The organism is Sinorhizobium sp. 7-81 (assembly GCF_030124405.1).
In the GTDB taxonomy this organism is placed as follows: domain Bacteria; phylum Pseudomonadota; class Alphaproteobacteria; order Rhizobiales; family Rhizobiaceae; genus Sinorhizobium; species Sinorhizobium psoraleae.
On the sequence record NZ_JASKLT010000001.1, the window covers coordinates 1,069,316 to 1,090,735 of the forward strand.

Here is a 21,420-nt window from a genome sequence, read left to right on the forward strand (position 1 = left end):
AGGTTCGCTGGTTCGCGGCGAATTTTTGAAATTATCTGCTAAACCGACGCTCTATTTGGCAAAGCCAACTCCTGCATCGCCCTATTCTGAGTGACGCCCGACCCAGCTCAGAGGCACATCGCTGGCTCAACCGCCAAGGCAGCATCGTCATTCAAAACATCCGGCGCGCCGCGCCGGAAAATATTTAATCGCCCTTTCGATCCGGCAACCCGCGAACCAAATAAGGACCATGACATGTCACTGTTGATTACTATCGACACGAATCCGGACTTCACCCCAAAGGACGCGGTTCCCGCACCGGAACGGCTCATTTCGGGGAATCCATTCTTCAAGACCTGGGCACAGGATGCCTCGAAGGGAGAGAAGGTGCTGACCGGCGTCTGGGAGGCGACGCCTGGCGAGCATCATTCGATCAAGGGGACCACCTACGAATTCTGCCACATCATTTCAGGCCTCGTGGAAATCGAGGAGAAGGGCGGCGAGACGAAGACCTATCGCGCTGGTGACAGCTTCGTCATGAAGCCGGGGTTCGTCGGTGTTTGGCGTACGATCGAGACTGTACGCAAGATCTACGTTTGTGTTTACGAGTGACAGCAAAACTCAGGTGCGCCCGACTATAGGCGCACCTGAGCCTTCCGGATGAGGCGACTTCAGAAACCTTGACGCGGTTCGGCGCGCAGTGAGTGCCCGAAAGACGGCGCTCCCGGTGCTGTCATGCCGGCCGTGTAACCGCCGTGGCTCGCGAGCATCTCCTGCTTATGCGCGCGAGGGGGCCAATATCAGGCGCGATGTGCGCCAGGCATCCGGACCGGGCACACCTATTTTGAACATTCACTCGTTCGAGAAGCCGACGATGCCCTTGATCTCGGTAAACTCGTGCAGTCCGAACTTCCCGTATTCCCGACCGTTGCCGGATTGCTTGTAGCCGCCGAAAGGGGCGGCGCTGTCCCAGGCGGAGCTGTTAAGGCGAACGGTGCCGGTGCGCAGCCTGCCTGCGAGCGCCCGCGCTTCCTTCGGATCGCCCTGAATGTAGGCTGCCAGGCCGTAGGGCGTATCGTTGGCGATCGCGATTGCTTCCTCTTCGCTGTCATAACCGATGATCGACAGCACCGGGCCGAAGATTTCCTCCCGCGCAATCGTCATCTGATTGGTGACGCGGGCAAACACCGTCGGGCGCACGTAATAGCCCGCATTGAGATGCGAAGGGCGGCCAGGGCCACCGGCGACGAGCTCCGCTCCTTCCGCGATGCCGCGTTCGATCAACGCCTGGATCTTGTCGAACTGGGCGGCGCTTGCGACTGGTCCGAGGTCGGTGCGCGGATCCGAGGGGGGACCGACAACGAGCGCAGCCGCTTCCCTCGCGGCGATTGAGCTTGCTTCCTCCATTCGCTCCGCAGGCACCAGCAGCCGCGTTGGCGCAGTGCAGGTTTGGCCGGAATTGCCGAAGCATCGGCGCACGCCGGCGCCGACCGCGGCTGAGAAGTCGGCGCTCCGCAGGATGATGTTTGGCGACTTGCCGCCGAGTTCCTGATGCACCCGCGTGACGGTCGGGGCCGCTGCCTGCGCCACGGCGACGCCGGCGCGCGTCGAGCCGGTAAAGGACACCATGTCGACGTCCGGATGGCTGGCGAGCATCGCACCGACCGTCGGCCCGTCGCCCTGGACGAGGTTGAAGGCACCCTTCGGTACGCCGGCCTCATCCATGATTTCGGCGAAGAGGATGGCGCTGAACGGGGCGATCTCCGAGGGTTTCAGCACCATGGTGCATCCCGCGGCGAGCGCCGGAGCCACCTTGCAGGCGATCTGGTTGAGCGGCCAGTTCCACGGCGTGATCATTCCGACGACGCCGACCGGCTCGTGCACGATGCGGGTCGAGCCCTGCATATACTCGAAGGCGAAGGTATCGAAGGCCTTGATCGTCTGCTCGAAATGAGCGGCGCCGAGGCCGGCCTGTTCGGCCCGGGCCATGGCAAGCGGCGCGCCCATTTCCCGCGAGATGATGTCGCCGAGCTCGTCATTGCGGCGCTTCAGGATCGTTACAATGCGTTTCAGCAGTTCGACGCGCTCTTGCTTGGACGTCTGCGAGAAGGAGGCAAAGGCCCGCCGCGCGGCCGCGACCGCCTTGTCCGCGTCGGCGGCACTGCCGAGTGCGATCGTACCCATCGGCTGCTCCGTCGAGGGATCGATTACCTCAAGTGTTTTCGACACGGACGGCTCGACCCACTCACCGTCGATATAGAACTTGTCGGCATGTTTCATTGGTCGCTCCCATGTATGACGTCCTGCGCCCCATCTGCGGCCCGTTCCACGAATCCGGCGACAGCGACGATGGCTGCCTCCGTGTGCGGCAAAGCGGCGAGCTCGCCGAGCGTCACAGGTTTAATGGGTGGGCGTAGCCGATAGTAACCGACCTCTCCGGGCGCAACGCCACGGCATTGCGCCAGCAGTTCAACCGCGGTCAGACCGCACAGCCGGCCCTGACATGGTCCCATTCCGCATCGTGTGAACGCCTTCATTTGGTTGGGGCCCGGCACGCCGAGCGCAGCAACTTCACGCAGCTTGCCGGCTGCAATTTCTTCGCAGCGGCAGACGATGGTGCCGCCGTCCTCGGGCACGCGAAACCTTTTGCCGGGACGGAACCGATGCTCGATGAAAGTCCTGCCCCTGAGGGCTCGCGCGAGCTTTCGCGCGAGTTGGTTCCGGCGCTGTTGGTAGGCACCCTGGCCAATGCGATTTAGGTCGAGCGCCGCAGACAGGGCCGCGAGTTCTCCTTGGTGAGCCGAAGCAACCGCCCCGACAATTCCCGCCGCATCACCAGCGATTGAAACCCCCGGGACCGAACTCGCGCCGCGAACGTCGACGGCCGGGCGGAAGGCTGCCAGCCGCTCGTCCCAGACGTAGTCGCACCCGGCTGCCAGCGTGAGATTGAGGTTCGGCGCGACCCCCTGGTGCAGAAGGAGCAGGTCGCCTTCAATGTGCAGGGACTTGTTGCCGCGATGGACCCGCAAGGCGCTGAATTGTGCGGAACCGACCGCCTCGAGCGCGGTCACGCCGCGGATGACACGGGTTCGACGGTGAACGTCCATGAGGAGCTTCAGGCCCTTGAGTGCATAGGCCGACATGGCAAAGCTAAGCACGTGAGGCAGGGCCAAGCGCCAGTTCTCGACCGGCGTGGTATCGACGACCGCTATCACGGACACGCCTGCCCGCAGAAGTTGGCTTGCCAGCAAATACAGCAGCGGCCCGGTCCCGGCGAGGATGGTCCGTCCCGCGGGCGCCAGGCCTGACGACTTCATCAGGATCTGCGCCGCTCCCGCCGCCATGACGCCGGGCATGGTCCACCCCGGGAATGGGAACGGACGCTCGAGCGCGCCGGTCGCGAGAATCACTCGATGGGCGGCGATCGGCCGAGCAATGCCGCCGAGCGAGATCCCGACCTCGAGCGCATGCGCGCCGTCACCAGTTTCCTCGTCAGCGGGCCCGACGTTCCACACCGTCGCCCGGCGGGCATAGCTCAAGTCTGCGCCCCGGAACCGCTCGATGAGCATCCGACCGGCAGCGTAGTCCGGCCCCATGCGCGCGAGATCGGCGTCCGAAGCACGGTCGACCGACCGATAGATCTGGCCGCCGGGCGCTTCGTTTTCGTCGACCAGCAATACGGCGAGGCCGTGGGTCGACGCTTCGATCGCTGCCGAAAGACCGGCGGGCCCGGCGCCAACGACGACGAGGTCATAGGCAGGAGCGAGATCGGCGGCAGACTGAATGTTTTGAATCATTCTTCCTGCCCCGGTATGGCCGCGCCATCCTGTGTTTCGACCCGCATGCCCTCCACCACGGTGGTCAGGCAAGCCTGCCGGTTCGGCCGGCCATCGACCTTGACCAGGCATTCGAAGCACACACCCATCATGCAGTAAGGACCGCGGGCGGCGCCGGACACCGGGGTGCGCCGCGTGCTGCAATGTCCCGCGGCCAACAGTGCAGCGGCAACGCTATCCCCTTGGCGGGCCATGGTCGGCACGCCGTTGAATGTGAATGAGACCGAGCTCTCTTTTCTGTCAGACAGCCGCCGGAACATGGAACCTCCGGGAATGAAATACGGAAAGATCCTGAGAAAGCGCCCCGGCCGAAATTTGCCGCGGCAGGACCAGCGCATGGTTCGCCGCCAGCGTCACGCCGGAATGGCAGGCGAATGCAAACGCACCTGGAAACCTCTCCGACTGCTCGTAAATGGGGTAGCCGTCGGGCGTCACTACACGGAACGCGGCCCAGATCCGCACCGCCTTGGCGTCCCTGAGCAATGGGAAGGTGCGTAGGGCGCGTTCGGCCAGAACTGCGGTGATAGGTCCTCGCGGTCGCTGATGATCGATCGTCGCCTCCTTGCTCTCGCCGATCAGTACAGAGCCCTCGTCTGTCTGCCGCAGAAAGCCGGTGGCATGGCTGAGGAAGTGCTTCAGCCGCTCGGTGACGATGATCTGGCCGCGGCTGGGCGAGAGCGGAACGCTCAGCCCAACCATCGGGGCGAGAGCAGTATTGCCGATGCCGGCCGCAAGCACGACCTTGCCGGCACCGAGCCTCCATCCGTCCCCAGCCAGTTCGAAGGCGCCGCCGCGATGGCGGAGCGCGGTCGTCTTCCGATGCGGAAAATAGTGAACGCCACGCTGCTGCAGCGCCTTGTGAAATCCAGCGAACAGCCGCAGCGGGTTTGCGTGTCCATCGAGCGGGCTGAAAATCGCGCCTGCCACCGTCTCCCCGACGAGAGGCAAGCGGCGGCGCGTCTCCGCCTGGTCGAGTATCTCATATTCGAGCGGCGGCGTTCCTTCCGCGTCCATTCCTGGTTGGCCGGCGAGCTTCGTCATCGATGCGATCCCGCGTTTCAGTTCCGTTGGCGTGAGCCGAATTGAGAAGCCGCCCGACTGGACAAAGCCGGTATCGATACCGGTTTCGGCCTTGAGTTCGGCTGCCAGCCGGTGCCAGTTCGCCGTCGAGGTTCGCGACCACCGCGAATAGGCGGCGTTGCCGAGGCCCTTGCTTGAGCTCCACACGAGACCGAAATTCGCCCGGGCGGCCCTGTTTGCCACGTCGCCCTCGTCGACGATTGCAACCCTTTGCCCGCACTTCGCCAGACCCCAGGCTATCGATACGCCTACCAGCCCGCCGCCGATGACGATTACGTCGTAATCCATTCCGCTAGCTTCCCTCGGCGCGTATCCCCACGGCCTTCTCCGGATCTGGCCTCAGATGGCGCCGACTTTGACTTTCGAACCATCAAGGAGGCGCGACAGGCGGAAGGGGGTGGGGTCAACACAGGGTGTATCATTGGCAACCAAGTCGGCCGCCAGGCGTCCGATACCCGGGCCAAGGCCGAAGCCGTGGCCGGAGCAGCCCGCGGCCAGGTAGAGGCCCTTCACACCATCGGCCGGCGAGATGACCGGCACCGCGTCCGGCGTGAAATCCACGTACGCCCCCCAGCTGTCGGCGACTTCGACGCCTGCCAGCGCAGGGAACTGCTCGGTGACCCGTTTCAAAATAGCCGCGATCGTGCGACGGCTCGGCGGCGGGTCAAGAACGCGCATCCGCTCGAAGGCCGACGGTTTACTCTTGTTCAAGCTACCGAATGCCTCCGGACCATGGAGGAAGGATTTGCCGATGCCGAACTGCACCGCTTTCAGGCGCTTCATGAACATCGGCATGAACCAGGGGGCGTAGCGAATGCCTTGTGGGGTGATATCGAGCATCGCCCTGCCGCTGATCGCAAGCGTGTAGCTGCCATCCAACCGGCGGGTCAGCGCACACTCCGGCGTATAGATCGCTTCGCCCAGATCCGCTGTTGGCCGCGTACGAAGTGCTGTCTGGCGCACGCTCGCCTGCGGAAACAGAACTCCGTGCTGGCGACAAAACATGGACGTCCAGGCACCGCCTGCGCAAAGAACGGCTTGTGTCCGGATGGTCCCCTTTTCGGTGATCACCCCCGCTACCGCTCCATTGACCAGATCGAGGCCTCGGGCAGCGCACTCCTGGTGGATCGTCGCCCCGAATTTGCGAGCGCCGTTCGCGATCGTCGGCGCGGCGATGGCGGGTTCGCCCTTGCCGTCATCGATCGAATGCACTCCGCCCAGCCATCGGCGACCGTTCGCCGGAATTGCAGCAGCCGCTTCTCCGGCACTCAGCATCCTGGTATTGACGTTGAACTGGCGGGCCGTATCACGCCATGCTTCCCATTCCGCCAGTTGCCGGGGATTGTCCGTAGCGTAAAGCAAACCGCATCGGCGGAAGCCGACGTCCTCTCCGATTTTGGACTCAAACTCATCCCATAGCCGCAGCGCCACACCCGAAAGCGGCAGTTCGCGCTCATCTCGGTTCTGTTGGCGGCACCAACCCCAATTGCGGCTCGACTGCTCGCAGCCGACATGGCCTTTTTCGACCAGAGCGACCGACAGCCCCCGTTCCGCGAGAAAGAAAGCTGCCGTTGCACCAATGATGCCGCCGCCGATGACGACGACATCCGCCTTGGCGGGAAGCTGTTGATCGTTCTGTATGCGTTTGACAATTGGAGACATAGAGGCTGACCTGAACTTATTTTGGCGGCCGATCTGTACCGCACTGTTTGCTGCCCCTCCGGCAGAAGCATCTGAGGCAATGACGGCAATCGCATCGACTTGGAACGACGGTGCGAGCCGGGCGGGAAGCGCCTAGGCCTTGCCGTCCGACGGGCGATAGATATCGATGACATCTTCGGCCGGAAGCAGCCGGTCGCAGATGAAATGCCCGATGGGCAGGGGCAGACTACCTGGATCAAAGATTGGTGTCATGGCGCGTCCTCGAAGTGAGCTCATGTGAAGCTACCGGAGGAAGGCGAGCAGCATGCATCGAATGAGAATGCGGGGACGGCGGAAAGTTCCGTGTTCGGCGGCACGACAGTCAAAACTTCGGCTGTTGAGCAGGTAAGTTACGGAGCATCGTCTGACGACAGTGGTTTTGAATCGACTTCCGGTCGTAGCACGCCGCGATCGGGTTCATATCACCCCTGCTGTTACAGGCTCAAATTGAAGAGCGTGCACAATCAAAAATAGAGATGTAAGCCATGACTACAGACATTCATGCGTCCCCTGCGCTTGCCATGATCCACACGGTCCACGGGATCATCCCCGCGTTCAACGAACTCGTTGGTCTCCATCTGCCCGGTTGGCGCACGTTCAACATGTTAGATGAGAGCCTGCTGGGGAACACGATTCGCGAAGGCGTGCTGTCACGTCAAACTATGCGGCGGCTTGCGACTCACATTTGGTCGGCGGTGGATGCGGGGGCTTCGGCGGTCCTCGTCACCTGTTCCTCGCTCGGTCCTGCAGTGGATGCGGCAGTGCCGCTCTGCCCCGTACCCCTCTTCCGTATAGATGATGGGATGGCGATTGAGGCGATCCAGCGCGGGAACCGAATTGGCGTCCTTGCAACTCTGGCAACAACAATGAACCCCACAACCCGCCTAATTGAACGCCATGCTCAAAGAATAGGTCATAACGTTTCCGTGACCGGTCGTCTTTGTGAAGGAGCCTTTGATAAATTGCGAAACGGGGACAGGGCGGCGCATGATGCGATGATACGTGAAGGCCTCGCTTCGCTCGTGGGCAGCGTCGACGTGGTTGTTCTTGCTCAAGCATCAATGGCAAATGCTCTAAATGAGATGAGCGAGGCATCGGTGCCAGTACTTACTAGCCCTGAACTTGGTGTGCTGCACATGTCCTCCGCACTAAACGCGCGCTCCCGCGTCCAGGAAAGTGCGCAAAGTTAGAGCAGCGGTTTGCCGGTTTTCAGCAGTTCCGAACAGGCCGTCGTGAACCTGCGCGATCTGATCGCAAAGCAGTGACCAAAGAAGGCTTCGCGCATCAGGCGGCGCGGCATCGGCGGAAAGAGACAGTTTGCTGCAAGCCGCCCCATCGGGTGGTGTGCGCGGGGAGAAGGGAAAGGAAGTGTTTTTAGGAGTGATCGCCGACGATTTTACCGGCGCAAGCGATATTGCAAACACAATTGCAAAGGGCGTGGCGCCTAACGGTGGACTGCGCACCGCGCAGTTTCTCGGCGTACCGAAAACCGCTGCAGCTGCCGACGTCGAGGCGGGTGTGGTTGCCCTGAAAAGCCGAACTGTTCCAGTCGAGGTGGCGATAGCGCAATCCATTGATGCCTTGAACTGGCTTCTGGCTCAAGGCTGCCGTCAGATCGTCTTCAAGTACTGCTCGACGTTCGATTCCACGCGTGAAGGCAACATTGGACCCGTGGGCGAAGCGCTTGCGGCCGCGCTCGATGTGAAAAGCGTTGTTGCATGCCCGGCTTTCCCAGGTGCTGGCCGCACTGTCTACATGGCGCACCTGTTCGTCCATGACCGGCTTCTGAGTGAATCCGGCATGCAGAACCATCCGCTTACACCCATGACGGACCCCGACATTCGCCGATGGCTGCGATACCAGACCCGATCGTCCGTTGGGCACGTCGCGCTGGATACGGTTCGCAAGGGTGCCGAAGAAGTCGCCGCTGCGCTTGCCGCGAAGGATGATACGTTGGTGATCGTCGATGCGACATCCGATCAGGATCTGATCACAATCGGGTCAGCGATTGCCGACCACAAGCTGGTAACAGGCGGGTCTGGCATAGCGATTGGTCTAGCTGAGAATTTCATTCGGCGCGGCCTCGCTTCAGGAAACTCTGGCAGGTTGATTGGAACAAACGGGCCGGAAGCCATCCTGGCGGGAAGCTGCTCTGGTGCGACCCGCGGCCAGATCGATGTCCATAAGCAAAACCACCCGACGCTAGCCATCGACGTCGACAAGGTGATGAGCGGCGAAACCACCTCCGACCACCTCGTAGAATTTATAACGCGCAATCACGGCCAAGCTCCGCTCGCCTACTCCTCCGGTACGCCTGAAAAAGTCAAGGCCCTGCAGGCGAAGTATGGTCGCGAAGAAGTCGCCGCCAAGCTCGACGCCCTCTTTGCCGACACAGCCATCAAGCTGGTTCGATCGGGTGTGACACGGTTGGTCGTTGCTGGCGGCGAAACGTCTGGCGCAATCGTATCGGCTCTGGATCTTGGCGCGCTGACGATCGGGCAGGAAATTGATCCAGGCGTGCCAGTCCTCCTTTCCCATGGCGACAAGCCGATCGCTCTTGCCCTGAAGTCCGGCAACTTCGGCTCTGCCGATTTCTTCGTCAAAGCGTTGGAAAGGTTGAAAGCAAGTTGAGTAGCTCTGAAAACAGAATCCGCGAGGATATCGTACGCTTGTCGCGGTCGCTCTATGAACGTGGGTTCTCGGTCGGTTCCGCAGGCAACATCAGCGCGGCCGTTGATGACGTCATCCTCATGACACCCACGAACTCCTGTCTTGGCTTTCTAGATCCCGCCAAGATCAGCAAAGTCACGCGTGATGGTCGGCACCTATCAGGAGACAGACCATCCAAGGAAATTTCTCTGCACAAGGCATTTTATGAAACGCGGCCACAGACCGGAGCGGTGGTTCACCTTCATTCAACCTATGCAACCGCGCTCTCCTGTTTCACCGACATCGATCCTGACGATTGCATCCCGCCGCTCACCCCATACGTGGTGATGTGCGTGGGCCAGGTCAAACTCTTGGAATACGTGCGGCCGGGAGATGAGAAGGCGGGAGATTTGATCCGGGCGCTCGGGGGGAAATATGCTGCGGTGCTTCTCGCAAATCACGGCCCGGTCGTCACCGGCAAAGATATTTCCTCGGCCGTCTATGCGGCGGAGGAACTGGAAGAGACCGCGAAACTGCTCCTCATGCTGCGTGGCCTGCCAACGCGCTTGTTGTCGGATGAAAACGTGGTTGAGCTCAAGTCCGTTTTCAGCGCGTATTAGCCCCTCCGCGTCCAGGCTCCATGCTTGCGTAGCTCGGGGAGGACATCAGGCCACGAAGTCGGCTGGCCTCTGGGCGAATATCTAAGTTAGATGCCAAGCTACAGAGAAACACCGTGGACATAAGGCACCTAAGGCAGCCGTTCGGCTGCCTTAGCCGGCGATGCCATCCGTAGAGGAGGGAAGAAGGTCGCGTAGACATTGTTGATGTCGGCGAACCGGGAAAGGTCCGTCAACAGCACGGTCGTCTTGACGGTCCTCTGGATTCCCGATCCCGCCGCTTCGGCGATAGCGGCGATGTTTTTCAAACACTGCCTTGCCTGCTCGACAGGATCGTTCGAGACGAACTCTCCGGTTGCCGGATCGATCGGCAGTTGCCCCGAGACGAAAAGCAAACTGCCCACTTTGATTGCCTGCGAGAAGGGGCCGATGGCGCCCGGTGCGTCAGATGTTGTTACCGCCTCAATCATTCATACCTCCAGTTCACTTTTGCTTCCAACAAGGGATCACCTGTAGCGGCTGATCGCGAGATCGGCCGCGTCGATTTCCGGCTTCCGCCCGCTGACCAGATCACTGATGAGCCGCGCCGAGCCGCAGCTCATCGTCCAACCCAGCGTCCCGTGGCCGGTGTTCAGGAAGAGGCCGGCGATTTTCGTTGGGCCGATCACTGGCGTCCCGTCGGGGGTCATGGGCCGCAGCCCCGACCAGAAGGAAGCCCTTTGCAGGTCCCCACCCGGGAACAGGTCCGTTACCGAATGATCGAGGGTGCGACGCCGAGCGTGGCCGAGGTCATTCGTGTAGCCTGAGATTTCCGCCATGCCGCCGACGCGGATACGGTCGCCCAGCCTGGTGATCGCGATCTTGTAGGTCTCGTCCATGACCGTCGATTCCGGTGCGCGCGACGGGTCGGTGATCGGGATCGTCAGCGAATAGCCCTTGACGGGATAGACAGGCAGCTTGATGCCGAGCGGCTTGAGGAGCAGGGGCGAGTAGCTGCCGAGGGCAACCACGACAGCGTCCGCGGTCATCGTTTCGCGGTGGGTCAGAACTCCGCGCACGCGGCCATTCTCGACACCCAGTCCCTTGATTTGCGTTCCATAGGCGAAGCGGACGCCAAGTGCTGCTGCCTTGGCGGCGAGCGCGTTGGTGAATTTGAAGCAGTCACCCGTCTCATCCTTCGGTGTCAGCAGCCCGCCGACGATTTTCTCGCGGACATGCTTCAAGGCGGGCTCGACCCGGATGCAGCCGTCACGGTCGAGCACCTTGTAAGGCACGCCGTCGGCGGCGAGCGCCTTGACGTCCTTGCGGGAGGCGTCGAGCTGCTGCTGCGTCCTGAAGAGCTGCAGAGTGCCTTGCATGCGCTCGTCATAGGCAATGCCGGTCTCCGCCCGCACTTCCGCCAGCGAGGTCCGGCTGTACGCCGCAAGACGCAGCATCCGGCCCTTGTTGATCGCGTAGCGTTCAGCGGTGCAGTTTCTGAGCATCTGCACCATCCAGGCGAGCATAGGGCGATCGAGCTTCGGGCGCAGGATCAGCGGCGCGTGTTCCATGAAGAGCCATTTCAGCGCCTTCGCCGGGATGCCCGGTGCGGCCCAGGGCGAGCAATAGCCGAAAGAGACTTCACCTGCATTGGCGAAGCTGGTTTCAAGAGCCGGGCCCTGTTGGCGGTCGACCACGATGACCTCGTGTCCGGCCTTGGCAAGCTGGTAGGCGCTGGTCACGCCGATCACGCCGGCGCCGAGAACGATGACTTTCATGGTTTCCTCGATGATGTCTTCTCAGCGATACCGACGTTCGTAGCGATGGCCGAGGCTGGTCAGGATTTCGTAGGAGATCGTGCCGGCGGCCTGGGCGACGTCCTCCAGCGTCTGGTGGGGGCCGACAACCTCGACAAGGCTACCGAGGGACAGCATGCCCTCGGGCAGGGTGGTGATATCCACCGTGGTGATATCCACCGTGATGCTGTCCATCGAGACACGGCCGACGATCGGCAGGCGAAAGCCATCGTAGAAAACGGCGCCGCGATCGCTGAGACTGCGGGGAAGACCGTCGGCATAGCCAGCGGGGATTGTAGCGAGCCTGGTCTCTGCGGAGGTCACGTGCGCACCGCCGTATCCAACACGGGTTCCAGCGGGAACCGTCCTTGTCTGGATGACGACGCGTCGAGCCGGACGACCGGCTCCATGGGATTGGGTCTGCCGGCAATGGGCGCGCCACCGTAGAGGGCGATACCGGGGCGCGTGAGGACGCCATGATAGTCGCCGCCAAGAAAGACGCCGCCCGAATTGGCAAAGCAGACATCGAGGTCTGCAAACTCGGCGGCGATAAGGCGCATCTCAGCGAGCTGATCGGCATTCTGCGTGTTGTCGACCTCGTCGGCGCAGGCGAGATGGCTCATGATGAAGCGGATTTCGATGTTCCCACAAGCCGCGAGTTCGGCTGCAAGCGCACTTCTTTCCTCCGGCGGGACGCCCAGACGAGACATGCCGGTGTCGAACTGCAGGACGGCCGGAAGTACGCATCCGAGCTTCTGCGCCGTCAGTGACCACCGTCGGAATTGCTCGAGAGAGTTGAGAACCGGAACAATGTGGGCCTTGGCGCAGCTGATCTCTGCTCCGGGCTGCAGCCCGTTGAGAACCAATATCTGCGTGTCGCTCGGCAACAGCGGTCTGAGTTTGATCGCCTCCAAGAGTTGCGCAACGAAGAAATGTCGGCAGCCCTGCGCATGGAGCGCCTTGGAGACCTGCTGAGCACCAAGGCCATAAGCGTCGGCCTTGACGACGGCGGCGGCCGTTGCAGGTGCGACTGTCGCCGAAAGCTTCTGGTAGTTCCTACGCAATGCGGCAAGGTCAATGGTCAGGTAGCCGGAAGCCCCAGCGCCAGCGTCTGCTTCCCGACTTTGAACATGCAAAGCATGACCGTCCATGCGCAACCCTCTCGTTGCATGGGAACATATTGAAGCATTCGTTGAATATCCCATCTAGTTCTGATCGATCATTTCATTGTATGACCTTCGAGCGAATAACCTGCGAACAAATGGAAGATTATGCATGGCCGCGATTGATGCGATCGACCGCAATATCCTGCGCCTGCTGCGGCTGAATGCCCGAATGAGCAATGCGCGCCTGGCGGAGGAAGTTGGCCTCTCACCCTCGGCTTGTCTGCGGCGCATAAGATTGCTCGAGGAAGCCGGCGTCATCCGCGGCTACACGGCCCTGGTGGACAGCGGGAGTTCCGAGGACACGATGGCGGTAATTATCAACATCACGCTCGAGCGGCAGACCGAGGAACACCTCGATCGTTTCGAAGCCGCCGTGCGAAAGCATCCGGAAATCCGCGAATGCTTTCTGATGACCGGCGGCTCGGACTATCTGCTTCGGGTGGAGGTGGCGGGCGCGAGTGAGTTCGAGAGAATCCATAAGGAAATTCTCTCGACGCTGCCGGGCGTCCTGAGAATCCATTCAAGCTTCTCCATTCGCAACGTGCTGGCCACTCGTTCGAAGGCGCGACGGTGACCGTTCCGACTTCGATCCCTCCTCTGGACGCGCATCGTTTCTACCGCCGCCTTGCACGACACGACGCCGCGGACCTCTTCAACGGCAGCCAATCTACACTGGGAGGAGGGGAAGGGAACATGCATGTGGACGGCTTTGCTGTGCTTGCGTTCAGGTCTCCATCCAACGATTGATATCTTAGACGCATATATGCGGGTTGGGCTGCGGCAGCTGGGCGATCTAAAGCTAATCTAGCTAACGCTTTTCTTGTAAAGTCAGAGCGTACGCGTTTGATTTCCCCCAGAAGGTGGCCTCCCCTCGGTACAAAATGCTGATCACATGGCTGGCCACAGCCCTGCGGCGCTGCCAAGTCCGATCGTCGCTACCGGCTGCTCGGTCGAGGGATGATGACCTCGAGTGCTCTTGATGTCGTGAGCTCGATCCATTCCCCGTTGATATAGAATTGTGGGCATTTTTCTCGCTTGGCCGAGCCAGTCATGGCTGCTGACAGACGAGATCGGCCACACGTTCGGATTTGTCCGCATAGGGGAGGAAAAGCATCCATGAGGCATTGCAGGCGAAGCCCCGACTCGATTGCACGACCAGGAATGGGTTTCCGCCGCATTCGTCTTCGATGTGCTCGAGGCTGGCTTTAAAAATCAGCGACTTTGCCCCAAGCAGATTTTTGAAAGCGCTCTGGATGGTAGGGACGGGGATCGGAGATCGGCTCATCACCCGTGACAATGTCCGCGATCAAGTGGCCGGCGCCCGGACCGATACCGAAGCCGTGCCCGCTGAAGCCGGCGGCTAGGATGAAACCCGGTACGGCGGCGATTTCGCCGATGCCCGGGACCCCGTCCGGCGTGCTGTCGATATAGCCCGCCCATGCGGCGGCGATGCTGGTGTTCTTCAGGGGAGGCAGGAGGTCGAGTGCGCGCGAATGGGTGAGACGAATGGTGGCCTTATCGACCGCGGGATCAAGGATGCGCATGCGCTCCATCGGCGTAGGGGCGTCCAGTCGCCAGCGGGCCAAGGTCTCATGGCCGGAGCGGAAGCCCTCAAGCCCGCCTAGCGCCAGGCTGCGCCAGCGTTTGACGAACATCGGCAGAAATTGCGGCGAGAACCTGAGTTGCTGCGGCGTCGGGTCGACGCGGCCGCGGCCGCTGATGGCGAGTGTATAGCCGCCGTCGGCGCGGCGCGTCACCGAAACAGCGGCTGTATGCAGCGCATCCGGAAGGCCGATGGCGCCCGGCGAGACGGCAAGGATCGACGAGCGGATAGCGGCCTGCGGAAAGCGGATACCTAGCTGGCGGCAGAAGGAGGAGGCCCAGGCGCCGCCGGCGAGGACGGCCGTTTTCGTGCGAATGGTGCCATGCTCGGTGACGACACCGGATAGGCGACCGCCTTCTGTCTCTATGCCGCGGGCGGCGCACGACTGGTGCACGGTGCCGCCAAGCTTCAGGATCGCACGCGCGACCGCGGGTGCCGCGCTTGCCGGATCGGCGGTGCCATCGGTCGGCGAAAAGACGCCGCCCTTCCATGGCTTACCGGTTGCGCGGCCGCGCTCGGTCGCCTGGGCGCTGTCGAGCATATGGGTGGTGACGCCGACGGTCCGGGCGAAATCGCGCCAGCGTGCCCAGCCGGCCAGTTCCTCTTCGCTATTGCTGAGGTAGAGCAGCCCGCAGCGGCGGAAACCGGTGTCCTCGCCGCTCTCGGCGGCGAAACGCTCCCAAAGATCGAGGCTCTTCGTCGCCATCGGCAATTCGCGGGCGTCCCGGTTCTGCTGGCGGCACCAACCCCAGTTGCGACTCGACTGTTCGGCGCCGATCCGTCCCTTCTCAACGAGGGCGACCTTCATTCCGCGGCGAGCAAGGTAATAGGCCGCAAATACGCCGACAATGCCGCCGCCGATCACCACGGCATCGGCGGCCTCGGGCAGTTCCGGCGATGTATCGACAAGTTTCAGCGGTGCGGGCATGGGTCGGTCTCCGTTATGAGTGCAGTCTACAGATTCTATTGCCTCGTCGCTGCCGGAGACCGGCGACCCGGCAGCAGAAGATTCTGTCTTGCTGGAGGATCACAGTCCTTCCTGCTTAGGGCGAACAAGCGAAACGGAATCGACACGTGACGGCAATGTGTTAGGGTCATCATCGGGAAGATCGCGGCATAATCTGCTGCGGCTCGGACCTCACAACCGCGGGGAGGCGCGTGCGATGAAACTCGACCGGATCGACATCAAGATTCTGTACGAACTGCAGAAGAATGGCCGCATCACCAATGTGGAACTCGCCGAGCTGGTCAACCTGTCGCCGAGCCCCTGCCTGATGCGGGTGAAGAAATTGCAGTCGGAGGGGTATATTGAGGGTTATTCGGCACAGATCAACGTCGGCAAGTTGGGGCAGACACTGACGGTCTTCACCGAGATCACGCTGAAGAACCACCGGCAGATCGACTTCGCCCGCTTCCTTGCGGCGATCGAGAAGGTCGACCACGTGATCGAATGCCATCTGGTGTCCGGCGGCTACGACTATCTGCTGAAATTCGTCACCGCCGGGATCGGCGAATACCAGACGATCATGGAGCGTCTCACCGACATGGACGTCGGCATCGACAAATATTTCAGCTTCGTCGTGCTGAAATCGCCGATTGTCAAGGCGCACATGCCGCTGACCAGCCTGTTTCGGCTGTAGGATCTTCGGATCGGTTTGCACCGGCTTGCGCAGCCGGCGCTCGCGATTTTGCCCGCTTCTCCGGAGCCCAGGCGACAAAGCACGATGTCGTCATGCGTCGTCTTCGGTCCGCTTTCGGTTCAGAGGGATGGCCAGCAGCTTGGGATGAGTCGGCACGTCTCGCGGAGCGTGCCCGCGCCTTAGCGCCGGCAATAGGCCCGGACCAGCTCCGGATCCTGCTCGAGCCCATCGAGCCAAGCGGGATCGAGTTTTGGCACCGACGAAAAGAGCAGTTGCGAATAGGGGTGCTGAGGTGTCTTGACATTGGCCGGCGTGATTTCCTCTACCTTTCTGCCGCCATACATCACGACGATCTCGTCGCAGATCGCCTCCACCACGGAGAGGTCATGGCTGATGAAGATGTAGGAAAGACCGAGCTCGCGCTGCAATTCCTTGAGCAGGTCGATGACGGCGGCGGCGACCACCGTATCGAGCGCCGAGGTGATTTCGTCGCAAAGGATCAGCTTCGGCTCGGCGGCGAGCGCGCGGGCGAAGTTGACTCGCTGCTTCTGCCCGCCCGAAAGCTCCGCCGGCCTGCGATGACGCAGGTTGCGCGGCAGGCGCACCATGTCGAGCAGCTCGTCGATGCGAGCGCTACGCGCCTTCGCATTCATCCCGTGATAGAAAGCAAGCGGCCGGGCCAAGATGTCCTCGACGGATTTCGCGGGGTTGAGCGCCGTATCGGCATATTGGAAGACGATCTGCATCTCGCGCAGCTGTTCGCGCGAGCGTTCGCGGGCGCTCGGACCGAGCTCCTTGCCGTCGAAGACGACCTTGCCTACAGCGGCCGGCAGGATGCCGGCAATGGCACGGGCGAGCGTGGACTTGCCACAACCGGATTCGCCGATGATGCCGAGGTTACGGCCCTTCTCGACCTTGAGGGTGACATGCTCGACCGCGCGCACGAGCGGCAGGCCGTCCGCCTGACGCGGGCCGTAGCCGGCGACGAGGTCTTCGATCGTCAGAAGTGGTGCCGGGACGGTATCGGCCGCGTCCGCGGCGCCGCGTGGTTTTGGCTCGAAGGCGGCAAGCAACTCGCGCGTATAGGGGTGCTTGGCGCCGTTGAGGATCTCTTGCGTCGTACCGGTCTCCTGCATTTCGCCGCCCCTCAGGACGACAATGCGATCGGCGATCTGGGCGACGACCGCGAGGTCGTGCGAGACGTAGACGCCGGCAATGCCGCCGGCCTTCATGACCGACTTAAAGGCGCGCAGCACCTCGATCTGAGTCGTCACGTCGAGCGCTGTCGTAGGCTCGTCGAAGATCACCAGCTTCGGGTCGCCGATCAGCGCCATGGCGGCGGAGAGGCGCTGCAACTGCCCGCCGGAGACCTGATGCGGATAGCGGCTGCCGATCGTCTCCGGTTCGGGCAGCGACAGCGCGCGGAAGAGATCGACCGCCTTGGCGCGCGCCTCGTCGGACGACATCAGCTGGTGGATGCGGGTGATCTCGATCACCTGGTCCATGATGGTGGCGGCCGGGTTAAATGCGGCGGCGGCGGATTGCGGAACATAGGTGACTTCGGTGCCGCGCACCCTCGCGCGCTGCTTTTCGCTCAGCGTCACCATATCCTTTCCGGCGACAGAGACGCTGCCGCCGGATATACGACAGCCGGGGCGGGCATGGCCCATTAGCGTGAGCGCGATCGTGGTCTTGCCGGAGCCGCTTTCGCCGATCAGCGCCACGATCTCGCCCTCGGCGATGTCGAAGCTGACGCCGTTAATGATCTCAACGCGGCGACCGGAATCGGTGGTGGCTTCGACCTTCAGGTCGCGGATTTCTACGAGATTGACCATCATTCGCTCCGATCGCGGATCTTCTTGGGCAGGTTGTCGATCAGCAGGTTAACGCTGATGGTGAGGCTGGCGATCGCAAAGGAGGGAGCCATCACCGCCGGTGCGCCAAAGGGCAGGCCGCCGATGTTCTCGCGCACGAGAGCCCCCCAGTCGGCATAGGGCGGCTGGACGCCAAGGCCGAGGAAGGAGAGGCCGGAGAGCAGGAGAACGATGAAGACGAAGCGGATACCGAGGTCGGCGAGCACCGGCCCGACGATGTTCGGCAGGATTTCCGAGCGGATCAGATAGAGGGTGCTTTCGCCGCGGATGCGGGCGACGGTGATGAAATCCATCGCATTGATGTTGACGGCGAGGGCGCGCGCGAAGCGATAGGCGCCAGGTATGTAGATCACCGACAGCGTCAGGATCAGCACCGGAATGGAGGAGCCGACGGCGGCGACCACCACGAGACCGAAGAGCTTGCTCGGGATCGAGTTGAGCGCGTCGAGGAAGCGGCTCAGCACCGTGTCGAGCCAGCCGCCGGCGACCGCCGCGATCATACCGAGGACCACGCCGCTGAAACAGGCGATGGTGACTGCCGCAAGCGAGATGCCGACCGTATAGCGGGCACCCATCAGAATCCGCGAAAGCATGTCGCGGCCGAGGTAATCGGAGCCGAGCCAGAAGTCGCGGCTCATCGGTCCGAAGTAATCGAGGTCGACGATCTCCCCGACCGGGTAGGGGATGATCAGCGGCGCGACGATCGCAACGAGCGCCCAGCAAAGGATGATCGAAAGGCCGACCATCCCGACGATATTGAAGCGATAGCCGAGCCGGGTTCCGGACATCCGGGCAGACTTGGTCTCAGAATGGGTCATTGTCATCGGAGCCTCGGATTGGAAAGGATGGCGATAATGTCGGCTGTCGTGATCAGGAGCAGGTAGCCGAGACAGAAAATCATCGCGCAGCTCTGTATCAACGGCAGATCGCGGGTGGCGACGGCATCGACCATCAGCTTGGCGATTCCCGGATAGTTGAAGATCGTCTCGACGATGATGACGCCGCCGACCAGATACGAGAGCGAAAGCGCAACGGCATTGATGATCGGCCCCAGCGCGTTGGGGAGCGCATGGCGAAAAACCATGCGCGGCCGCGAGGCGCCCTTGAGCAGTGCCATCTCGACATAGGGCGTATTCAGCGTCTCGATCACTGCTGCCCGTGTCATTCGGATCATCTGCGCCGAGACACCGAAGGTCAGCGTGATCACCGGCATGGCATAGATGCGCAGCAGATCGGTCAGCGACGTGACTTCATTGGCAAAGGAGAGCGCCGGCAGCCATTTCAGGTAGACGGCGAAGATCAGCACGGCTGAGGTCGCTATCATGAATTCCGGCACCGAGATGACGCCGATCGTCAACACGGTGACGGCGCGGTCATAGAGCGAGCCGCGCAGCATGGCCGCGGTAATCCCAAGGGTGAGCGCGATCGGCACGGAGAAGAGCGCGGTGACGCCCGCGAGCATCAGCGTGTTGACAAAGCGCCCGCCGATCAGATCTGCGACCGGCATCTCGTTCGCATAGGAGGTACCGAGGTCGCCCTGCACGAGACCAACGATCCAGCGCAGGAAACGGAAGATTGCCGGCTCGTCGAGATGCATCGCCTTGCGCAGACCTTCGACGGCCTCCGGCGTGGCGGCCTGACCGAGGAGGATCGACGCGGTGTCCCCCGGCAGCAGCGTCGTCGCGAAGAAGACGGCAAAGGAGACGATCACCAGGGTGATCAGGGCGATGAGCAATCTGCTCAACACAAGGGATAGGACCCGGTTGTTCACGCGCGCTCCCTTTCGGCTTTCAAGACAGGTTCAAACCATAATGCCAGGGGCCGCAGTGTTGCACCTGCAGCCCCCGAGCCCAGTTGCTCAATCAGGCTTCGAACCACACATGCTCGGCCATGCGATAACCCATCATACCTCCGAGCGGGTTGGTTTCCATGCCTTTGAGCTTCTCGGTAATGGCGTCGACACCCGTCAGATAGGCCGGAATGATGGTGCCGGCATTGTCGGCGACCATCACCTGCATCTCGTTGTAGATCGCCTTGCGCTTCTCCTGATCGAGCGCGCCGCGCGCCTCGACGAGCATCTTGTCGAATTTGTCCGACTTGTACTGGCTCTCGTTCCAGGGAGCCCCGGAGGCGTAAAGCAACGAGAACAGGATGTCAGGCGTTGGCCGGTAGTTGATGTTGCCGAAGTGGATGGGCGCCTTCAGCCAGTAATTGTCCCAGTAGCCGTCCGAGGGTACGCGCTGGACGTCCAGCTTCAGGCCGATCTCGGCAGCGGCGGCCTGGATGACCATCGCCATATCGACCGAGCCGGTGGCCGCCTCGGAAGCCACCACGGGGATCGACTGGCCGAAAACGCCGGCCTTCTCGAAATGGAACTTCGCCTTTTCAGGATCGTACGGCTTCGGCTTGAGATCGTCATTGCGGTAGACGTTGCCCGGAAAGACCGGCTGGTCGTTGCCGATTTCGCCGCGCCCGCGTAGGGCCGCCCTTAGGATCTGTTCGCGATTGACCAAGTGCTTCATACCGGCCACGAAGTCCTTGTTCTGACCCGGGGCCGCGTCAAGGCGCATGTTGAGATTGGTGTAGCTGTTGGCGCTCGATTTCGAGAGAACGAAGCCTGGCTGGCTCCCGACAAGGCGCTCCGAACGGGGGTTGATGGCGGCGGCGACATGGGTGTCTCCCGACAACAACGCATTCACGCGCGAGCTATCGTCGCTGATCGCGAAGAATTCAAAGGCGTCAACAAATGGTCCTTTTGACTTCCAGTAGTTTTCGTTCCTCCGCATGAGCGAGCGCACGCCCGGCTCGAAGCTTTCGAGGACGAAAGGTCCGGTGCCGTTCCCCTTGGAGAAGTCGGCAGTACCGTCGGCGACGATCATGAAGTGATGCAGCGCCAAAATTGTCGGCAGATCTGCGTTGGCATTGGCAAGCGTGATTTCGACCGTGAGATCGTCAACCGACTTGAAACCGATCATCTGCTTCGCGATGGCGTTGACCTTGGAACCGACATTGGGATCCAGATGGCGTTTCAGCGAGAAGATCACGTCTGCGGATGTCAGCGGCTTCCCATCGTGAAAGCTAATGCCCTTGCGTAGCTTCACCGTCCACACCTTGGCATCGGCGCTTTCGATGCTTTCTGCTAGCTCCATCTGCGTGGCGCCGGATTTGTCGAGGTTAGAGAGCCGGTTATAAACCGCGCAGCAACGTGAATAGTCCGTCGAATTTGAAGCTTTGGCCGGATCGAGCGTGTCCGCGGTCGAAGATGTGAAGCCCGCCACCTTTAGTTGCCCTCCGGTGACCGGCGTTGCAGCCAGCGCGTCAGAGGCCCGGCCGAGAATAACACCGCCTGCTGATATCGCGACGCCGCCCGCGAGCATCATCTGCAGGAGTTCGCGGCGGGTGGCGCCGCGACGGATGGCGTTTTCGACCATGGCGTCGTCGGATCTGGTCCAATTGGTGATCTTGTCGTTCATGTCATTCCCCTTTTCGTCTGTTGGCGG

The 21,420-nt window shown here is 61.8% G+C and carries 18 protein-coding genes and 1 pseudogene; 6 read left to right on the top strand and 13 right to left on the bottom strand.

From position 1 onward, the window contains the following. Window positions 1-234: 234 nt before the first annotated feature. On the top strand, window positions 235-591 hold the full coding sequence (locus QN224_RS05160; RefSeq protein WP_283975791.1) for a cupin domain-containing protein: 357 nt from the start codon (window positions 235-237) through the stop codon (window positions 589-591). 240 nt (window positions 592-831) lie between these two features. Here the strand turns inward: QN224_RS05160 and QN224_RS05165 are convergent, their stop codons facing one another. From QN224_RS05165 to QN224_RS05185, 5 genes are read right to left on the bottom strand one after another with little or no spacing between them, the layout of a single operon-like run. Next, entirely contained in the window at window positions 832-2,259 is a 1,428-nt protein-coding gene (locus tag QN224_RS05165; RefSeq protein WP_283975792.1) for an aldehyde dehydrogenase family protein, read from the bottom strand. Further along, a complete protein-coding gene (locus tag QN224_RS05170) occupies window positions 2,256-3,776 on the bottom strand; it encodes an FAD-dependent oxidoreductase (RefSeq protein WP_283975793.1) in 1,521 nt (506 codons plus the stop codon). Before QN224_RS05170 ends, QN224_RS05165 begins: the two co-directional genes overlap by 4 nt. Next, on the bottom strand, window positions 3,773-4,075 hold the full coding sequence (locus QN224_RS05175; protein ID WP_283975794.1) for a (2Fe-2S)-binding protein: 303 nt from the start codon (window positions 4,073-4,075) through the stop codon (window positions 3,773-3,775). Before QN224_RS05175 ends, QN224_RS05170 begins: the two co-directional genes overlap by 4 nt. Beyond that, entirely contained in the window at window positions 4,056-5,183 is a 1,128-nt protein-coding gene (locus QN224_RS05180; RefSeq protein WP_283975795.1) for an FAD-dependent oxidoreductase, read from the bottom strand. The genes QN224_RS05175 and QN224_RS05180 overlap by 20 nt, the downstream gene beginning before the upstream one ends. A gap of 51 nt (window positions 5,184-5,234) precedes the next feature. Next, entirely contained in the window at window positions 5,235-6,557 is a 1,323-nt protein-coding gene (locus QN224_RS05185) for an FAD-binding oxidoreductase (RefSeq protein WP_283975796.1), read from the bottom strand. Window positions 6,558-7,081: 524 nt separating this feature from the next. Between QN224_RS05185 and QN224_RS05190 the strand changes: the two genes are divergently transcribed. The 3 genes from QN224_RS05190 (at window position 7,082) to otnC (ending at window position 9,865) form a co-directional block, all read left to right on the top strand. After that, entirely contained in the window at window positions 7,082-7,786 is a 705-nt protein-coding gene (locus QN224_RS05190; protein ID WP_283975797.1) for an aspartate/glutamate racemase family protein, read from the top strand. Window positions 7,787-7,964: 178 nt separating this feature from the next. Further along, window positions 7,965-9,227: a 3-oxo-tetronate kinase gene (gene otnK, locus QN224_RS05195; protein WP_283976100.1), complete on the top strand. Its 1,263-nt coding sequence runs from the start codon at window positions 7,965-7,967 to the stop codon at window positions 9,225-9,227. Then, on the top strand, window positions 9,224-9,865 hold the full coding sequence (gene otnC / locus QN224_RS05200; protein WP_283975798.1) for a 3-oxo-tetronate 4-phosphate decarboxylase: 642 nt from the start codon (window positions 9,224-9,226) through the stop codon (window positions 9,863-9,865). Before otnK ends, otnC begins: the two co-directional genes overlap by 4 nt. 128 nt (window positions 9,866-9,993) lie before the next feature. Here the strand turns inward: otnC and QN224_RS05205 are convergent, their stop codons facing one another. The 3 genes and pseudogenes from QN224_RS05205 to alr all read right to left on the bottom strand — a co-directional run bounded on the left by QN224_RS05205 (window position 9,994) and on the right by alr (window position 12,788). After that, entirely contained in the window at window positions 9,994-10,332 is a 339-nt protein-coding gene (locus tag QN224_RS05205) for a Rid family detoxifying hydrolase (protein WP_283975799.1), read from the bottom strand. A 36-nt stretch (window positions 10,333-10,368) separates the two neighbouring features. Then, window positions 10,369-11,619: a D-amino acid dehydrogenase gene (locus QN224_RS05210; RefSeq protein ID WP_283975800.1), complete on the bottom strand. Its 1,251-nt coding sequence runs from the start codon at window positions 11,617-11,619 to the stop codon at window positions 10,369-10,371. A 21-nt stretch (window positions 11,620-11,640) separates the two neighbouring features. Then, window positions 11,641-12,788: pseudogene (gene alr / locus QN224_RS05215) on the bottom strand (alanine racemase). 124 nt (window positions 12,789-12,912) lie between these two features. Here alr and QN224_RS05220 point away from each other — a divergent pair. Continuing rightward, entirely contained in the window at window positions 12,913-13,377 is a 465-nt protein-coding gene (locus QN224_RS05220; RefSeq protein WP_283975801.1) for an Lrp/AsnC family transcriptional regulator, read from the top strand. Window positions 13,378-14,008: 631 nt separating this feature from the next. Here the strand turns inward: QN224_RS05220 and QN224_RS05225 are convergent. Further along, window positions 14,009-15,334 (bottom strand): FAD-binding oxidoreductase, encoded by a 1,326-nt coding sequence (locus tag QN224_RS05225; protein WP_283975802.1) that lies wholly within the window; start codon window positions 15,332-15,334, stop codon window positions 14,009-14,011. A gap of 235 nt (window positions 15,335-15,569) precedes the next feature. On the opposite strand from QN224_RS05225, the gene QN224_RS05230 reads away from it, so the two are divergent. Next, window positions 15,570-16,046: an Lrp/AsnC family transcriptional regulator gene (locus QN224_RS05230; protein WP_283975803.1), complete on the top strand. Its 477-nt coding sequence runs from the start codon at window positions 15,570-15,572 to the stop codon at window positions 16,044-16,046. 179 nt (window positions 16,047-16,225) lie between these two features. Here the strand turns inward: QN224_RS05230 and QN224_RS05235 are convergent, their stop codons facing one another. The 4 genes from QN224_RS05235 to QN224_RS05250 all read right to left on the bottom strand — a co-directional run bounded on the left by QN224_RS05235 (window position 16,226) and on the right by QN224_RS05250 (window position 21,393). Next, a complete protein-coding gene (locus tag QN224_RS05235) occupies window positions 16,226-17,881 on the bottom strand; it encodes an ABC transporter ATP-binding protein (RefSeq protein ID WP_283975804.1) in 1,656 nt (551 codons plus the stop codon). Further along, window positions 17,881-18,744 (bottom strand): ABC transporter permease, encoded by an 864-nt coding sequence (locus tag QN224_RS05240; protein WP_283975805.1) that lies wholly within the window; start codon window positions 18,742-18,744, stop codon window positions 17,881-17,883. The genes QN224_RS05235 and QN224_RS05240 overlap by 1 nt, the downstream gene beginning before the upstream one ends. Further along, a complete protein-coding gene (locus QN224_RS05245; RefSeq protein WP_283975806.1) occupies window positions 18,741-19,691 on the bottom strand; it encodes an ABC transporter permease in 951 nt (316 codons plus the stop codon). Before QN224_RS05245 ends, QN224_RS05240 begins: the two co-directional genes overlap by 4 nt. Window positions 19,692-19,782: 91 nt before the next feature. Then, a complete protein-coding gene (locus QN224_RS05250; RefSeq protein WP_283975807.1) occupies window positions 19,783-21,393 on the bottom strand; it encodes an ABC transporter substrate-binding protein in 1,611 nt (536 codons plus the stop codon). Between the last annotated feature and the right edge of the window lie 27 nt (window positions 21,394-21,420).

What these genes read in the sequence shown, in the direction of transcription:
- QN224_RS05160 (WP_283975791.1), top strand. Translation starts at nt 235, where the DNA reads ATGTCACTGTTGATTACTATCGACACGAATCCGGACTTCACCCCAAAG.
- QN224_RS05165 (WP_283975792.1), bottom strand. Translation starts at nt 2,259, where the DNA reads ATGAAACATGCCGACAAGTTCTATATCGACGGTGAGTGGGTCGAGCCG.
- QN224_RS05170 (WP_283975793.1), bottom strand. Translation starts at nt 3,776, where the DNA reads ATGATTCAAAACATTCAGTCTGCCGCCGATCTCGCTCCTGCCTATGAC.
- QN224_RS05175 (WP_283975794.1), bottom strand. Translation starts at nt 4,075, where the DNA reads ATGTTCCGGCGGCTGTCTGACAGAAAAGAGAGCTCGGTCTCATTCACA.
- QN224_RS05180 (WP_283975795.1), bottom strand. Translation starts at nt 5,183, where the DNA reads ATGGATTACGACGTAATCGTCATCGGCGGCGGGCTGGTAGGCGTATCG.
- QN224_RS05185 (WP_283975796.1), bottom strand. Translation starts at nt 6,557, where the DNA reads ATGTCTCCAATTGTCAAACGCATACAGAACGATCAACAGCTTCCCGCC.
- QN224_RS05190 (WP_283975797.1), top strand. Translation starts at nt 7,082, where the DNA reads ATGACTACAGACATTCATGCGTCCCCTGCGCTTGCCATGATCCACACG.
- QN224_RS05205 (WP_283975799.1), bottom strand. Translation starts at nt 10,332, where the DNA reads ATGATTGAGGCGGTAACAACATCTGACGCACCGGGCGCCATCGGCCCC.
- QN224_RS05210 (WP_283975800.1), bottom strand. Translation starts at nt 11,619, where the DNA reads ATGAAAGTCATCGTTCTCGGCGCCGGCGTGATCGGCGTGACCAGCGCC.
- QN224_RS05220 (WP_283975801.1), top strand. Translation starts at nt 12,913, where the DNA reads ATGGCCGCGATTGATGCGATCGACCGCAATATCCTGCGCCTGCTGCGG.
- QN224_RS05225 (WP_283975802.1), bottom strand. Translation starts at nt 15,334, where the DNA reads ATGCCCGCACCGCTGAAACTTGTCGATACATCGCCGGAACTGCCCGAG.
- QN224_RS05230 (WP_283975803.1), top strand. Translation starts at nt 15,570, where the DNA reads ATGAAACTCGACCGGATCGACATCAAGATTCTGTACGAACTGCAGAAG.
- QN224_RS05235 (WP_283975804.1), bottom strand. Translation starts at nt 17,881, where the DNA reads ATGGTCAATCTCGTAGAAATCCGCGACCTGAAGGTCGAAGCCACCACC.
- QN224_RS05240 (WP_283975805.1), bottom strand. Translation starts at nt 18,744, where the DNA reads ATGACAATGACCCATTCTGAGACCAAGTCTGCCCGGATGTCCGGAACC.
- QN224_RS05250 (WP_283975807.1), bottom strand. Translation starts at nt 21,393, where the DNA reads ATGAACGACAAGATCACCAATTGGACCAGATCCGACGACGCCATGGTC.